This window comes from Anabaena sp. 90 (assembly GCF_000312705.1).
Classification (GTDB): domain Bacteria; phylum Cyanobacteriota; class Cyanobacteriia; order Cyanobacteriales; family Nostocaceae; genus Dolichospermum; species Dolichospermum lemmermannii.
In genome coordinates this window covers 20,208-34,635 of record NC_019439.1, presented here as the reverse complement: position 1 = coordinate 34,635, position 14,428 = coordinate 20,208, and the positions used below count along the sequence as shown (strand labels likewise).

Annotated in this window: 13 protein-coding genes and 1 pseudogene; 5 read left to right on the top strand and 9 right to left on the bottom strand. The window is 38.5% G+C overall.

Going from position 1 to position 14,428, the window contains the following annotated elements; genetic code table 11:
* Window positions 1-333: 333 nt before the first annotated feature.
* Window positions 334-819: an allophycocyanin subunit alpha-B gene (locus ANA_RS19000; RefSeq protein WP_015083049.1), complete on the bottom strand. Its 486-nt coding sequence runs from the start codon at window positions 817-819 to the stop codon at window positions 334-336.
* Between the two features lie 160 nt (window positions 820-979).
* Between ANA_RS19000 and rlmD the strand changes: the two genes are divergently transcribed.
* Together rlmD and ANA_RS18990 are read left to right on the top strand one after the other, a co-directional pair.
* A complete protein-coding gene (rlmD, locus tag ANA_RS18995; RefSeq protein ID WP_015083048.1) occupies window positions 980-2,362 on the top strand; it encodes a 23S rRNA (uracil(1939)-C(5))-methyltransferase RlmD in 1,383 nt (460 codons plus the stop codon).
* A gap of 413 nt (window positions 2,363-2,775) precedes the next feature.
* A complete protein-coding gene (locus tag ANA_RS18990) occupies window positions 2,776-3,225 on the top strand; it encodes an ATP-binding protein (protein WP_015083047.1) in 450 nt (149 codons plus the stop codon).
* A gap of 122 nt (window positions 3,226-3,347) precedes the next feature.
* Here ANA_RS18990 and ANA_RS18985 read toward each other — a convergent pair whose 3' ends face one another.
* Window positions 3,348-3,626 (bottom strand): DUF6439 family protein, encoded by a 279-nt coding sequence (locus ANA_RS18985; protein WP_015083046.1) that lies wholly within the window; start codon window positions 3,624-3,626, stop codon window positions 3,348-3,350.
* Window positions 3,627-3,692: 66 nt separating this feature from the next.
* Between ANA_RS18985 and ANA_RS18980 the strand changes: the two genes are divergently transcribed.
* Window positions 3,693-4,037: a hypothetical protein gene (locus ANA_RS18980; protein WP_015083045.1), complete on the top strand. Its 345-nt coding sequence runs from the start codon at window positions 3,693-3,695 to the stop codon at window positions 4,035-4,037.
* 84 nt (window positions 4,038-4,121) lie between these two features.
* Window positions 4,122-5,513: an asparagine--tRNA ligase gene (gene asnS, locus ANA_RS18975; protein WP_015083044.1), complete on the top strand. Its 1,392-nt coding sequence runs from the start codon at window positions 4,122-4,124 to the stop codon at window positions 5,511-5,513.
* A gap of 49 nt (window positions 5,514-5,562) precedes the next feature.
* Here asnS and ANA_RS18970 read toward each other — a convergent pair.
* From ANA_RS18970 to groES, 5 genes and pseudogenes are all read right to left on the bottom strand, one after another.
* Window positions 5,563-5,859 (bottom strand): annotated as a pseudogene (locus ANA_RS18970) (DUF4351 domain-containing protein); the annotation flags it as partial.
* A gap of 18 nt (window positions 5,860-5,877) precedes the next feature.
* On the bottom strand, window positions 5,878-8,553 hold the full coding sequence (locus ANA_RS18965) for a MinD/ParA family ATP-binding protein (protein WP_015083042.1): 2,676 nt from the start codon (window positions 8,551-8,553) through the stop codon (window positions 5,878-5,880).
* Between the two features lie 12 nt (window positions 8,554-8,565).
* Entirely contained in the window at window positions 8,566-8,973 is a 408-nt protein-coding gene (locus ANA_RS18960; RefSeq protein WP_235082105.1) for a hypothetical protein, read from the bottom strand.
* A 168-nt stretch (window positions 8,974-9,141) separates the two neighbouring features.
* Complete coding sequence (gene groL / locus ANA_RS18955) at window positions 9,142-10,776, bottom strand: chaperonin GroEL (RefSeq protein ID WP_015083040.1); 1,635 nt, start codon at window positions 10,774-10,776, stop codon at window positions 9,142-9,144.
* A 107-nt stretch (window positions 10,777-10,883) separates the two neighbouring features.
* Window positions 10,884-11,195 (bottom strand): co-chaperone GroES, encoded by a 312-nt coding sequence (gene groES / locus ANA_RS18950; RefSeq protein ID WP_015083039.1) that lies wholly within the window; start codon window positions 11,193-11,195, stop codon window positions 10,884-10,886.
* Window positions 11,196-12,240: 1,045 nt separating this feature from the next.
* Between groES and ANA_RS18945 the strand changes: the two genes are divergently transcribed.
* Window positions 12,241-12,918: a response regulator transcription factor gene (locus ANA_RS18945; protein WP_015083038.1), complete on the top strand. Its 678-nt coding sequence runs from the start codon at window positions 12,241-12,243 to the stop codon at window positions 12,916-12,918.
* An 84-nt stretch (window positions 12,919-13,002) separates the two neighbouring features.
* On the opposite strand, the gene ANA_RS18940 is transcribed toward ANA_RS18945, so the two are convergent.
* Both ANA_RS18940 and ANA_RS18935 read right to left on the bottom strand, forming a co-directional pair.
* Window positions 13,003-13,293 carry a Uma2 family endonuclease gene (locus tag ANA_RS18940; protein ID WP_015083037.1) on the bottom strand — a complete coding sequence of 97 codons (291 nt, stop codon included), beginning with the start codon at window positions 13,291-13,293 and terminating at the stop codon, window positions 13,003-13,005.
* Window positions 13,294-13,341: 48 nt separating this feature from the next.
* Entirely contained in the window at window positions 13,342-14,214 is an 873-nt protein-coding gene (locus tag ANA_RS18935; protein WP_015083036.1) for a ParA family protein, read from the bottom strand.
* Window positions 14,215-14,428 lie beyond the last annotated feature (214 nt).

Sequence of the window (14,428 nt, the reverse complement as noted above, 5' to 3'; positions counted from 1 at the left end):
ATCAAGCTTATTAGTGTTATGGATATTCTTTGTTTTTACTGAATAAAAACCCAACTTCGATTTCAGTTGTTCCTATTAAGTGACGTAAATCACATATATATGATTTAGATCCTCCCATAGAAATCGCCATGTTGGTATAATTAATAGTAACTGAACTCTAGCCGAGTCATTAATAGGGAACAAACCAACTGCCGACAGTCTACAACCAGTCTGTCGTTTTTTTTGCTATTAGTAACGTAAAAACTGACGATAATCATAACATATCCCCACAACTGGTTAATAACCTGATGGATATTGCCATAGCCACTACCAATTGTGGGGAATTAAAGACCTTTAAGACATCGCTTGAATGATGTAATCAAAGTAAGGTGCGGTTTCCCCAGCGTCTTCTGCATTCAATAAATCCAAAGACGCTTGTTTGAGGGAAGTGATAGCTTCTACCATTCCAGGAACAGGAACACCTAGAGAGTTGTACATTTCCCGCACACCAACCAAACCAATTTTTTCAATGGGTTCTTTGTCACCAGCAAGTACACCGTAGGTAATTAGGCGTAAATACCAGCCAAAGTCCCGAATACACAAAGCCCGTTGTTTTTCGCCGTAAGCATTACCACCAGGGGAGATAAAGTCAGGGCGTTTTTGCCAAAGTTTTTTGGTAGCTTCTTGAACGATCTTTTTCTCGTTTTCTGAAAGGGTAGCAGCGATTCTTGTTCGCTTTACACCTGTTTCCAAAAATGCTTTGATGTTTTTGAGTTCGCCACTGCTGGGGTAACGCAGTTCGTCGTCAGCTTGGAGAATAACTTGGCTAATTACAGTCATGATTATCTAAATGAACTGAAATATTTATATCTGCTAGTTTACCGACTTAGAGGGACATTCGTGAAGTGTATGGGAAGATAGGGATAAATGAATTTACAATTCTACATTGGGAACTCTCCCTTCCCTGTGAAAAAGTTCCCTCTTCCCTTATAACTGACTAATGACTAATACAATGTGGCGACAAGATGAAATTATCGAACTGGAAATTACTGATTTAAGCGACACTGGTGATGGTGTGGGACGCTTTGAGCAACGGGTGGTGTTTGTTCCTGATACAGTACCAGGAGATATCCTACTTGTCAAATTATTCAATGTTAAGCCAAAATATGCTCATGGACAGGTGCAGGAATTATTGCAAGCTTCGCCTCAACGGGTGCGTCCAAGTTGTATTGTCGCTGATAAATGTGGTGGTTGTCAATGGCAACATATTAAATATGATTACCAGTTATCAGCCAAACGCAATCAAGTAACCCAAGCTTTAGAAAGAATTGGCGGTTTTGTGAATCCACCAATAGATCCAGTTTTAGTGGCTGCTGCATCCTTTGGTTATCGCAACAAAGTTACTTATCCTATTGGTATGTCCGCTACAGGTCATGTCCAAGCTGGATATTATCAAAAAGGTAGCCATAAATTAATTAACTTGAATCAATGCCCTGTGCAAGACCAGCAGTTAAATCCTTTATTAGCTGAAATAAAATTAGATATTCAAAAGCAGGGTTGGCCAATTTATGACGAAACCCGACACAAAGGCTTAATTCGCCATTTGGGTTTACGCATTGGCCGCCGCACAGGAGAAATGCTGCTAACTTTGGTCGTCAAAGATTGGAATTTACCAGGAATCGAAACCCAGGCACAGCAATGGTTACAGCGTTATCCTCAATTGGTCTGCGTGTCACTCAACCGCAATAGCGATCGCACAAATGCTATATTTGGATCAGAAACCCGTTGTCTAGCTGGAATTCCTTACCTGCGAGAAAAATTCGCCGGACTGGATTTTCAAATCGGACCAGATACCTTTTTCCAAGTGTACACAGAAACAGCCGAAGCACTTTTAGAGGTGATTCAGTCAGAACTAAATTTACAAGGTCATGAAGTCCTAGTAGATGCCTATTGTGGTATAGGAACTTTAACTTTGCCCCTGGCCAAACAAGCACGGCACGTCACCGGGTTAGAATTGCAATCAACAGCAGTAGAACAGGCAATTGTTAATGCCCAACAGAATGGAATTAATAATGTGACTTTCCAAGTCGGCCCAGTGGAAAAAATTCTCCAGAATTTGGAAATTGTACCAGATGTGGTCTTACTTGATCCGCCCCGGAAAGGATGTGAAGCTAACGTTATCAAAACATTAAGAAACCTGAAACCATCTCGCATTGTTTACGTCAGTTGTAAAGTAGCTACTCTTGCCCGTGACCTAAAATTGCTTTGTGAAGATGGGCTATATAAACTCACAAGGGTGCAACCTGCGGACTTTTTTCCGCAAACGGCTCATGTAGAAGCAGCCGCTTTTCTGGTGTTATCGGACAATGATCAGGATAGTTAATTCTTCACAAAAATAAAAATCAGAAATTTGTAGTCTAGTGGATACTCATAATGCTAGAATGAAATTACATAAAAATAGAAACTCATTTTGTTTTAAAGAAATCGAAGCTGCATAGACTCTTAATCAAGGTGAATAAAATTGTGTTAATTACAAAATGAGCAGTTAACGAGAATATCTTTCTCCTCTTGTTCAAAAATAGCAGTTTTTACTCATCTGCTAAATGAACAGATTAACTTAAGCAAACTGTAAATAAGCAATATGAATTCTCCCACTGAACTGCTATGCTCTAGCATTTTTATAAATTTAGTTTTACAGACGCAAGTTTGAAGGCAGCATGACTACCTAATTTTGATCAGAATGCCCAAAAAAGCAAACTGATGTCTAGCTAAATATAAAGCTACGGGGTTTCTCTTGTGATTACCATTTCTCTTCGTCCAGTTGGGCGTTATTGGGGGACAATTAGTTTTGCCTCCACCCTTTATCTTTGTCCAATCCTAGATTTACTCTTGACTGATATTCCGGCAAAATTACAATCTGAACTGCGACTAGGACTCCAAGAAGCCCTAGTAAATGCCGCTAAACATGGGAATAATCTTGATCCCGGCAAATTCGTCGTCGTTCGGTTCTCATTAATAGATAATCAGTATTGGTGGATTATCTCAGATCAGGGTAGCGGCTTCACTCCCTCCCTCGAAGGTGATAGTGATCCTGATGACTATTTACCACCAGACGAAGCGGAAAGTGGACGGGGTATGTCTTTACTGCATCAGATTTTTGATCAAGTAGAATGGAATCGCAAAGGTACAGAACTCACGCTTTGTAAGCAATTAGAAAGCCGTCGTTTATTATCTTTGCGACGGTGAGAGGTGACTCGAAAAAGTTCTTTTTTTTACTTTGCGCGTCTGCGGTTTTAAAGTAATTTATCTAACCACAGAGGCACAGAGGACACAGAGAAAAAATTTTTTTACTCGGCTACAGGTGAGAGTTATTCCTTTATAGTCTCACGATTGTGTCCGTGAGTTGGGCAGGGAGGGGCGGAAATTGATTTATCTAGCCAGCCTACAGCCTGTTGTAGCCTTGCCTGTGCCTCTTGGGGTTCATTTTTGACCAAAAATACCATTGCGGCGGCTGCCTGTTCACTAGCGCGGGAATTGCGGTTAGACTTGAGACGATGCCAATCATCAGGAGAGATACTCAGCCTTTCCATGAGTGCCTGTGCTAGTTCTAGAGTGCTAATTTCATTTAGTTGGCTAGTTTGTGACATAAGACTAAGTGTTGAGTTAAGAGTAAAAGTTATGATTTAATCATCATAGCCAATGACTAATCACCAATGACTAATTTAGACGAAAATCCCCAGCCAGATTTTGCACAGGAATTAGAGGAGGTAGAAACTTCACTGCGATTCTTGAAAGATAGATATACCCAAGTGCAAAATGATCAACAACAACAGGCACAATGGCAACAGGAATTAAAAAATTTAAAGCAAAATAGAAAGCAGACTCCAGAAATTAAGAACGAACTAAGCCGCCTGCAAAAACAGTTAGAAACCTTAGAAATCAACTTAGAAAGCCAGTTGTTTTCTTGGACTAGTCTGAAAAGACCTTTTTGGCAAGCTGTCCGTTTTGGAGGTTTAGGGGTTATTATAGGTTGGTTATTAAAATCTTGGGTGGGGTGATTTAAAATATCCCCGACTTCTAAGATCCCCGACTTCTTGAAGAAGTCGGGGATCTGATCCTTTAAAAAATACAAATTGTAGAAAATGCTAAATCCTCGGATTACGGAAATATTAAGAAGTGGTAAACCCGAAGAAACTTTGGTAGTCCAAGGTTGGGTAAGAACAAAACGCGAATTAAAAGGATTTGCGTTTCTGGAAGTTAATGATGGTTCATCTTTGGGGAATTTGCAAGTTGTCATTAATCAAAACTTACCAGATTATCAAGGAATATTAAAACAAATCAATACAGGTGCTTCTATAGAAGTATCAGGAGTGCTAGTAGCTTCTCAAGGAAAAGGACAAAGAATAGAATTAAAAGCAGATACAGTGAAAGTATACGGAGACGCTGATCCTGATACCTATCCTCTGCAAAAGAAACGTCATTCCTTTGAGTTTCTACGAACCATTGCCCATTTGCGTCCTCGAACTAACTCCTTTGGTGCAGTATTTCGGGTGAGAAATGCTTGCGCTACTGCTATTCACCAATTTTTTCAACAACGGGGCTTTTTATGGGTGCATACTCCCATTATTACCGCTAGTGATTGTGAAGGTGCAGGTGAATTATTTAGTGTTACCAATTTCAATTTAAAGAATGTTCCCAAAACCGAAAATCAAGAAATTGATTATAGTCAAGACTTCTTTAGTAAACCTGCATATTTAACAGTAAGTGGCCAATTAGAAGCCGAAATTATGGCTATGGCTTTTACTAATGTCTATACCTTTGGTCCCACATTCCGGGCGGAAAATTCTAATACTTCGCGTCACTTAGCCGAATTTTGGATGGTTGAACCAGAAATGGCTTTTTGTGATTTAGAAGGTGATATGGATTTGGCTGAGGAGTTTCTCAAACACATTTTTAAATATGTGATGGAAACCTGTCCTCAAGACATGGAATTTTTTAATGAACGGATTGATAATACTGTTTTAGAAACTGCAAATAACATTATTAACAATCAATTTGAACGGTTGACTTATACAGAAGCAGTCAAACTTTTAGAAAAAGCCGATGTTAAATTTGATTATCCTGTGAGTTGGGGTGCAGATTTACAATCAGAACATGAACGCTATTTAGCTGAACAACTGTTTAAAAAGCCAGTGATTGTTACAGATTATCCCGCACAAATCAAAGCTTTTTATATGCGGTTGAGTGACGATGAAAAAACCGTCCGCGCTATGGATATTCTCGCACCGAAAATAGGGGAAATTATTGGTGGTTCACAACGGGAAGAACGGTTAGATGTGTTAGAAAAACGGGTATTAGCACAAGGTATGAACCCGGAAGATTTGTGGTGGTATTTAGATTTGCGTCGTTATGGTACTGTTCCCCATGCTGGTTTTGGTTTGGGGTTTGAAAGATTGGTGCAATTTATGACGGGTATGGGGAATATTCGGGATGTGATTCCGTTCCCTCGCACACCAGAAAACGCGGAGTTTTAAGGACTTTAGAGACGTTATTTACAACGTCTCTTTTAAAAATCTTATCTTTCTAATTACTAACTTTTTGATTTAACCAAGTTACCAAATCAGCAACTTCATAAAAATCAAATAACGCTTCTCCCAAATCTTCTAAATCGTCAGCAGATAAATTTCTAATTTTGGTCATTAATGGATCATTAACATCTCCAAAACGTTTTTTTATTTGACGATTAATCATTTTCAGTGCTTCTTTTTGCACGATATCTTGATAAATGACAGACTCTTTCATAATATCCTCCCGGAGAAATTGACGAACTAAATCTTTTTCAAACCGTAAACCTGCGAGAACTTCCACACAACCAGCGATATAAAGTCAAAAATATTTTCATACAGCACCTTTACGAATCATCTCAAATCCATATACATAGATATCCGCAAATTTATAGCGTTGATCTTTCTCGCGCAATTGAATAATACCGATTTCAGTTAAAAAAGAAGCAAATTCTTCAAAGTCTGCTATATCATGTGCTGATTCTTGCCATATGCTATGTAATTCTTCTTTAGGTAAAAGAGCTGGTTTCTGCTTGAGAGAGTCAAAAAATTTAGTCAAATGACGATATTCTTCTTTGATTTCATCACAACGTTTTTCTGATGCTTTTTTCAATCCCATTTCTAAAGATTTACTGCGTAATAAACGATCTGTTGGTGTTTGAATTGATGATTTTCCTTGATAGCTTAATTCTTGTTCTTTTGCACCTGTTAATAATATACTTAAACTACGAGGAAAAGTAGTACCACTAGAATCAGTTAATCTTTCATAAACCCATCTGGATAAATATTTAGCTTTGTCTCCTCTTCTGCGACGACTTCCCCAAAGCAATTCTAAAGCTTTATCAATTGCATCTTCAGTAGTTTGATCAATTGCATCTTCAGCAATAGGAGAAAATCTATTTACCAAATCCTTAAAATCTGGAGATTGTATTGATTGACGCAAAGCTAATCTTAAAAAGTCAACCCTAGTCCATTGTAAAATAATATCGCGTCCAGTAAAATGACTTTTATTGTCAAAAATTAAACGATTCCATATATCTTCTCTCAAGAAAATCTTAAATCTAATTTCTGTTAGGCGATTTGCATCACAAGATTGAACTAATTGAAATAATCCCGATAATGCTGATTGTCTTACTTCTCCTGCTTCAGGAAAATCTTCATCTAAATCATCATAAAGAAACCAGATTTTCTGAGATTTATTTTTGGCTTCTTCATGAATGATAATGTTAATGGTATCATTGACTATTTCACTTAGTATAGAGTTAGTAGATAATTCTAACAAAACTTGATTGTACTCAAATTGCCATTTTCCTTTAGGTAAATTATTGATAATATTTTTCAGTTCACTAAATTTTTCACCTTTCCTATTTTTAGGAAAATTACATAAATTTTCCTGATGACATCTAAGGAGTAAATAAGCTCTCCAGAAAGCCTCCCATGTGCCACCCTGCTGCTGTAAATTTTCATGAATAAATTGGAATTGTCCACGAGTCGGACGACTTTCCTGATATCTACCATGTGCAGACAAAAATACAGTATTATCTAATCTACCACGAGCTAGTTTTTGAGCATCACTTTTATATTTGAGAAAAAGCCAATATAGAGCAGTTTTACCTGTTCCTTTTCTACCTCTAATTAAACAAGTTGCATGATCTAAAAATTTCTCAAAATCATTGGTACGCTGGAATAGGAGGGTGAAATCCTGTTTTTGATCTGTATCCGCAGCATTTACTTCAGGAAATTGCAAGCTTTTGATAATTTTCCAGCGTGTTTCTGAATTAGTTAAAATATTTGTTCTGTCAATTTCATCAGTTTCTTCATCAATTAAATTGACAATTTTATTATAGTAATCTAGTAAGGCTCTTACAGGGTAATTATCAGCTAAAGCAATGGGTTGAAGATAGGGAATTACTAAAGGTTCTGGTATTTCTAATTGATCATTATCATCTATTTCAGATTCTTCCTCTGTGGCTATTTTTATTTGATCTACAAAAGATTTATAAATTTCGTTTACCTTATCAAGTTTGCTAACATCAGGAACAGGAGAAAAAACAAAATTAATTGATAGATTTTTTAGGGTGTTTAGTGAGCGCAATAGTAATTCTATTCCTTGTTTATTTTGTTCATTAGGAAAAAGAAAAATAATTGCTTCATCAGCAGCTTGAATTAATGATAAAGCTCCCCATTGATTAATTCCCGTTCTCGAATCAACTAATATAACATCAGGTTTTAATTGTTCGTCAATTTCCCGCTTGAACACAGACCAAAGATTTTGATTCCCATCAATAACAGTATTAGCATGAAGATCATCAACCTTAGAAATATAATCAAGACTAAGACAACCAGCAGGAACAACAAATAATCTTCCTTTAGCGTTTTGTATTTTCACTTCACCAAATATTTCAGTAATGGAAATACTCGCTTTTATTCCTTCTGGTAAATAGGAACGTTCATAAAAATAGTCAACAATTCCATATTTTGGTTGTGGTTGTAGGTTAAATGCCGTACTTAGACCAGGTGCTTCTAAATCTAAATCTACAGCCACAACTTTACGTCCCCGCATTGCTAAAATCCAAGCAACATGAGTTAATGCTGTAGTGCGTCCTACTCCTCCTTTAAAGGAATAAAATGTCACTGTTCTGGGTAGACTAAGTTCGCGCTGAGGTGTTGTTGGTTGATTTTGTGGGTTTGCAGCTTGGATAGCTAAATCTTGCCAAGTATGTATTGATGCTGGATCAAAAATCTGTGGTGGTGAAAGATTAAGTGATTCAGCTTCTTGAAGTGTATATAGGGAGAGAAAACCAGGAGATAAATGAGGAACTTGTGATTTAAGTAAGTTAGAAATTTGTTCTTTACGTTGAGGAATAGATAAACCTATAAAGCGATCGCTTACAATAGTCAAATTCAATAAACCGGATGTAGAAATATTTACATCAACCCATTCCTGTGACTTCTGTACATACTGGTTTGTAATTTTCTGTTTTAGTAAAACCTGCCAATTTTCCTGCATTTGATCACCTCTTTAAAGTGTAGCGATTTGCTCCTGTAACCAACGAATAAGGTTCTGATATGCGTCGAACCAAAGTTGATAACTTTCATCATCAGGCTCAAGTCCAGAATAGCGTAAATCTATGAAATGTTGGCTCATTGGGTTCTCAACTGTGTTGAGCCATTCCATAACATCTGGAAACCTTTCAATTCTAGATCGAAGTCGATTATGTCGTCTCAACGCCGCATCGTATTTGTGTCCCGGATTTTTGATTGTATGTCCAGGATTATTAGAACTTGTTTTCCATTCTCGACTCGCACCATTTGGTAAAGTAGCAAAAATCATTGCTTTTAGTAAACATTCGATGGTTACACCACCAAAGTGCATAGCCCCAACTTTCCTTACAGGATGCAGTGTTTCAGTATCAGTATGGCGCTCCATAAAAGCTGCCTGGTAATCTTCCATACTTGTTAGACTTAAAATTCAAGCTTGATCAGTATATTATTAAATTAGGATTTTTTGGCTAAAAATTAACCATTAACAACAAAAAAATAGCCGCCCCCTTACGGAAGCGGCCATTATTCAAACTAGGAAAACTACGAAAAGATTTTAGTAATCGTAATCTCCACCCATACCAGCGCCAGCAGCAGGAGCGCCGTCTTTCGCTTCAGGCTTATCAACAATGATACATTCGGTTGTCAACACCATACCAGCGATAGAAGCAGCGTTTTGCAGAGCAGAACGAGTTACTTTAGCAGGGTCAACAATACCAGCAGCTAACATATCAACGAATTCGTTGGTAGAAGCATTGAAACCAATGTTGAAATCTTTTTCTTTCACTCTTTCAGCAATTACAGCGCCATTTTGACCAGCGTTTTCGGCAATTCTCTTCAGAGGAGCAGGTAAAGCCCGAACAACGATTAAAGCACCAGTCAACTCTTCATCTTTGAGGTTGCTGTGCGCCCAAGCTTCCAATTGAGGAGCGAGGTGAGCCAAGGTTGTACCACCACCGGGAACAATACCTTCTTCTACAGCAGCCTTGGTAGCGTTGATAGCATCTTCCAAGCGGAGTTTCTTGTCCTTCATTTCGGTTTCGGTAGCTGCACCAACTTTAACTACAGCAACACCACCGGACAATTTAGCCAAACGCTCTTGCAGTTTTTCTTTGTCGTAGGAAGATTCGGTTTCTTCCATCTGACGACGGATTTGCTCAACACGAGCCTTCACACCAACTTCATTACCTTCAGCCACAATTGTGGTGCTGTCTTTGGTGATGGTGATGCGGCGGGCTTTACCTAAGCTTTCTAGCTTAGTGGTATCTAGTTTCAAACCAGCGTCTTCGGTGACAAGTTGACCACCAGTTAAGACAGCGATATCTTCTAGCATAGCCTTACGGCGATCGCCAAAACCAGGAGCTTTTACAGCAGCCACGTTGAGGACACCGCGTAAACGGTTAACTACCAAAGTTGCCAAAGCTTCTTTTTCGATGTCTTCAGCAATAATTACCAAAGGACGACCGGAACGAGCTACTTGTTCGAGGACAGGAACTAAATCTTGTACCAAAGCAATCTTCTTGTCAGTTAACAAGATGTAAGGCTCATCAAAAACGGTTTCCATCCGTTCTGCATCGGTAGCGAAATAAGGGGAAATATAACCCTTATCAAAACGCATCCCTTCGGTAATTTCCAATTCGGTGGTCATAGACTTCCCTTCTTCTAGGGAAATTACGCCTTCTTTGCCCACCTTGTCCATAGCTTGAGCAATCATAGCCCCGACTTCTTCGTCGTTACCAGCAGAAATTGCCGCAACTTGTGCGATCGCTTTAGAATCTTCTACAGGGCGAGCGTGTTCAGCAATTTTTTCGACTAAAAAGGCAGATGCTTTGTCAATACCGCGCTTCAATAAAATCGCATTAGCACCAGCAGCAACGTTCCGCAAGCCTTCTTTAACAATGGCGTGAGCCAAAACGGTAGCTGTGGTTGTACCATCACCAGCAGCGTCATTGGTTTTGGAAGCAGCTTGACGAATTAGAGCTACACCAGTATTTTCGATGTGGTCTTCTAATTCAATTTCTTTAGCGATGGTGACACCATCATTAACGATTTGTGGTGCGCCAAATTTCTTTTCTAAAACTACGTTACGACCTTTGGGTCCAAGGGTAACAGCTACAGCTTCAGCGAGAATATCAATACCACGCTCTAGAGCGCGACGGGCGTTTTCGTTGTAAATAATGCGCTTTGCCATAATAAGTCTAAATCCCGGTAGTAAATTAAATTTTTCTGATTTTCAAAGAAATTGGTGAGTGGTGAACAGGTAATTCGGAAAAATCCTTACCCATCACCCATGCCCAATTAGCTGACGATTGCTAAAATGTCTTTTTCAGAAAGCAATACATATTCTTCTGTAGCCAACTTGATATCGGTGCCAGCATACTTGGAGTACAACACTTTATCGCCAACATTAATGTCCATTGTTTGACGAGTCCCGTCGTCATTGCGCTTGCCAGGTCCAACAGCGGCTATTTCGCCAACTTGGGGTTTTTCCTGAGCATTATCGGGCAAAAACAAACCGCCTGCGGTTTTTTCTTGGGGGGCGCTCACTTTGATGAAAACGCGATCGCCCAGGGGCTTAACGGTGGAAACGCTTAAAGATACGGCTGCCATACAAAATTTTTTGCTAAATTAGCACTCTCGACTCATGAGTGCTAATCTAGCTTTATATAGGACATAATAGCAATCATGACTGGTGTACGGGTTTCCGAACTAGGGCTAGGGTAGCAATACTTAAGTGCAAATATCCAATTATTTTAGTTGTCAGGGTTTGTTGCGTAGGTAATGAATATTTTGATATGGACAACTTTATTTGCAAACTTGGGAAATTGTTATAGAACTGTAATCAGGGATCTACTCAATGAGTAACAGCACCGTGATCCACGAACAGGCATCTCATCCCTAAAACTACTAGGGAACTGGGAACAGGTAACAGGGAACAGGTGACATTACCAATTACCAATTACCCATTACCAATTACCTATTGCCCAAAACAGATAAATGCTCAATTCTGTTACAAATCGGCTAGTCTAGAACTTGGTAATGCTGTTAACAAGGACTGGGGGAGCGATCAACCCATCAGTTAGCACACAGTTATTCCATAGGCATCTTCACAGCCCAAGCCAAAAACTTGCGTGTTTGTTGTTCTAGAACGATAATGGTAGTTTACCTAGATGGGGTCTGGTATCGCCAATTAAATCCAGAAGTCATGAGAGCAGGTCATCCAAGACCAGTAAATTGGCCATGAGGATGGTGAAAAAATCTGTATTTTTAACCCATGCTTTGCCAAAAAAAACTTCCCGGCTGATTTTGAACCTCTGATAGAGGCTTCACATCCTAAGGATAAGTAGAGCAGCAGTATGCCAATGAAAGCGCAGGTGAGTTTTGAACTAAGGTCATCTTGAAAAATACCGACTTGTGATTCACAAGGACGATAATTTAATCAGGGTTTTCAGCCTGCAACTTTCAAATGGATCTATAATAGCGCATTATAAAGACTACTGCTATACGTATCCTTACTAGACTTTTTCCATTCACCTGCAAGTCTGTTGAAAGTAACTAACACTTTTAAGACTTAGGGGAGTTAAAGTAAGTTAAGTGGGAAAAAAGACAACATCCTAAGTCATCCACCATACGGGATAACTATATCAATACCTTAATGGATCGAAGCGCGAGAAGTGCCACTGTTATGAAAGAACCCAGCATGAAAGACCACAAAAGACTTCTATTCATTGATGATGACCCTAACCTCATCTTGCTGGTGAAGGATTACTTAGAGTTCCGGGGCTACGAAGTCATCACGTCCGCCAATGGCAGAGAAGCCCTGGATCTTCTAGAAACCGAAGTTCCAGATATGATCATCTGTGATGTGATTATGCCGGAAATGGACGGATACACTTTTGTCGAAGAAGTCCGCAAGACTGAACGAACTAGTTGGATTCCCGTTCTTTTCCTCTCAGCTAAAGGTCAAAGTGCAGACCGAGTTAAGGGGTTAAATAAAGGTGCTGACGTATATATGATCAAGCCCTTTGAACCGGAAGAACTCGTAGCACAAGTAGAATCCTCACTCAAGCAAACTGTACGTTGGAAAGAACATCAAACCAAGGGTGGGGACAGCAGTTCTCGTATCCAAGTTCCTTTCGATGTCCAGTTAACCCCCACTGAACTGAAAGTAGTCCAGTTTGTCGCTAGGGGTTTAGCAAACCGCGAAATCGCTGAAGAATTAAATGTCAGCCAGCGGACTGTTGAAAGCCATGTGTCCAATATGTTGGGCAAAACCAATCTCCACAACCGGACTGAATTAGCACGGTGGGCGATTGAAAATCAAATGGCTTAAACAATTTTAGATTTTGGATTTTGGATTTTGGATGATTTATCTAAGGTCTAAAGTCCAAAATTTTTGATTTTGGATTTGGGAAAATTACGCTGGAGACGGAAAATCTACATCTTCATAAAGTTGCGTCATTGTTCCTGCAAAGTTAATGCTTTGTAATTGAAATGAAGTTTCTTCTCCTACATAAGACTGTAATACCCAAAGTCCATCTTCATTGCGGCGGAAACATTCAACTCTCGGTTTTTTCGGATTAATTAAAATATATTCTTGTAAAGTTTCTATGATATATCCATCAATGTATTCATACTTAATGGGGCTATTTTCTTCTAATTCTAAATATTCTTCTGGGGTGATGTAAATTTGGGAAGAAGCAAACATATTCAAAACCTCACAAATAAGATAAGATGTAGGGTTAACACCTGCTAGTCATGGTAAACTAACCATCTGTAAGAGATTAACAGAATTCTGATTTAGTCTTTGCATAAATTCCTTAGTTAATTTTACCATTGCATCATGGGTATCACCGTATTTTTGTTTGTATGTTAGCTGCATACTAAAATCTAAACTTTCAGCAACTTTTGCTCTTTCCGGGATTTTATTGGAGAAAGTTGGTGGAAAGAAAGGATTCACAATAATAAAATTTAAATTCTGTGTTTGGGCAACCGTTCCGTTATAACGAGAAATTAAAGTTCCTATCGGGTTGAGGTGATGTTCATAATCTTGATTAAACTTCTCAATCTGTTTGAGTAATAGTTCTAAACCATGAATTGACATTCTGCTAGGGACACAGGGAGTAAGACAAAAATCACTGGCATAAAACGCGCTTTTGATAATATTATTAATACTGGGTGGACAGTCTATTAAAATGTAGTCATACTCTGCTAGCAATGGAGTGATAATTTGCCGCAAAATAGAAACAGAACTTTCTGGTAAATACTCTTGCACTTCAAATAATCTTGGACTGCTAGGAATTAGATGTAGGCAATTAAAAGAGTTTTTATTTCTGACATTAGAAACTTCTTCTTTGACTATAAATTTATCATAATTACCATTTGCTAAAAAATATTCAGCATTTTTAAACAAAAAAGGCAATGTCAACCCTCGATTATTATATTGCCATTCCCAAACTTCCTCAGACATTAAGCCAGTAGTTAAGTTACTTTGGGGGTCTAAGTCAATAGCAAGAACACGCTGACCATACATTGTATCCCCTGCTAAATACTCTGCTAAGGCCATAACAAGAGTAGTTTTGCCAACTCCACCCTTAAGGTTACAAACGCTAATTACTTTGGCTGTCATATTTTTTAGTAGATGCTGTATTGATGGAAATGCTGTTCTATTTTGACCGAAAATGGTACAAAATTAACAACTAAAAAAGATCAAAATTAAATTAAAAGTGATTTTCACAAAAAAACTAATAATTCTCCTTGCTGCCATAAAATTAGGATTCCACTGAACATTACAAAGGAGATAACGAGTTGACAGAAAAGTAATAATCTGTAATTCTTGAATT

Bases quoted from the DNA above. Each gene is read 5' to 3' on its own strand.
- ANA_RS18980 (WP_015083045.1), top strand. From the start codon at position 3,693: ATGACTAATTTAGACGAAAATCCCCAGCCAGATTTTGCACAGGAATTA.
- ANA_RS18985 (WP_015083046.1), bottom strand. From the start codon at position 3,626: ATGTCACAAACTAGCCAACTAAATGAAATTAGCACTCTAGAACTAGCA.
- rlmD (WP_015083048.1), top strand. From the start codon at position 980: ATGACTAATACAATGTGGCGACAAGATGAAATTATCGAACTGGAAATT.
- asnS (WP_015083044.1), top strand. From the start codon at position 4,122: ATGCTAAATCCTCGGATTACGGAAATATTAAGAAGTGGTAAACCCGAA.
- groES (WP_015083039.1), bottom strand. From the start codon at position 11,195: ATGGCAGCCGTATCTTTAAGCGTTTCCACCGTTAAGCCCCTGGGCGAT.
- ANA_RS18935 (WP_015083036.1), bottom strand. From the start codon at position 14,214: ATGACAGCCAAAGTAATTAGCGTTTGTAACCTTAAGGGTGGAGTTGGC.
- ANA_RS18940 (WP_015083037.1), bottom strand. From the start codon at position 13,293: ATGTTTGCTTCTTCCCAAATTTACATCACCCCAGAAGAATATTTAGAA.
- ANA_RS18960 (WP_235082105.1), bottom strand. From the start codon at position 8,973: ATGGAGCGCCATACTGATACTGAAACACTGCATCCTGTAAGGAAAGTT.
- ANA_RS19000 (WP_015083049.1), bottom strand. From the start codon at position 819: ATGACTGTAATTAGCCAAGTTATTCTCCAAGCTGACGACGAACTGCGT.
- ANA_RS18965 (WP_015083042.1), bottom strand. From the start codon at position 8,553: ATGCAGGAAAATTGGCAGGTTTTACTAAAACAGAAAATTACAAACCAG.
- ANA_RS18945 (WP_015083038.1), top strand. From the start codon at position 12,241: ATGGATCGAAGCGCGAGAAGTGCCACTGTTATGAAAGAACCCAGCATG.
- groL (WP_015083040.1), bottom strand. From the start codon at position 10,776: ATGGCAAAGCGCATTATTTACAACGAAAACGCCCGTCGCGCTCTAGAG.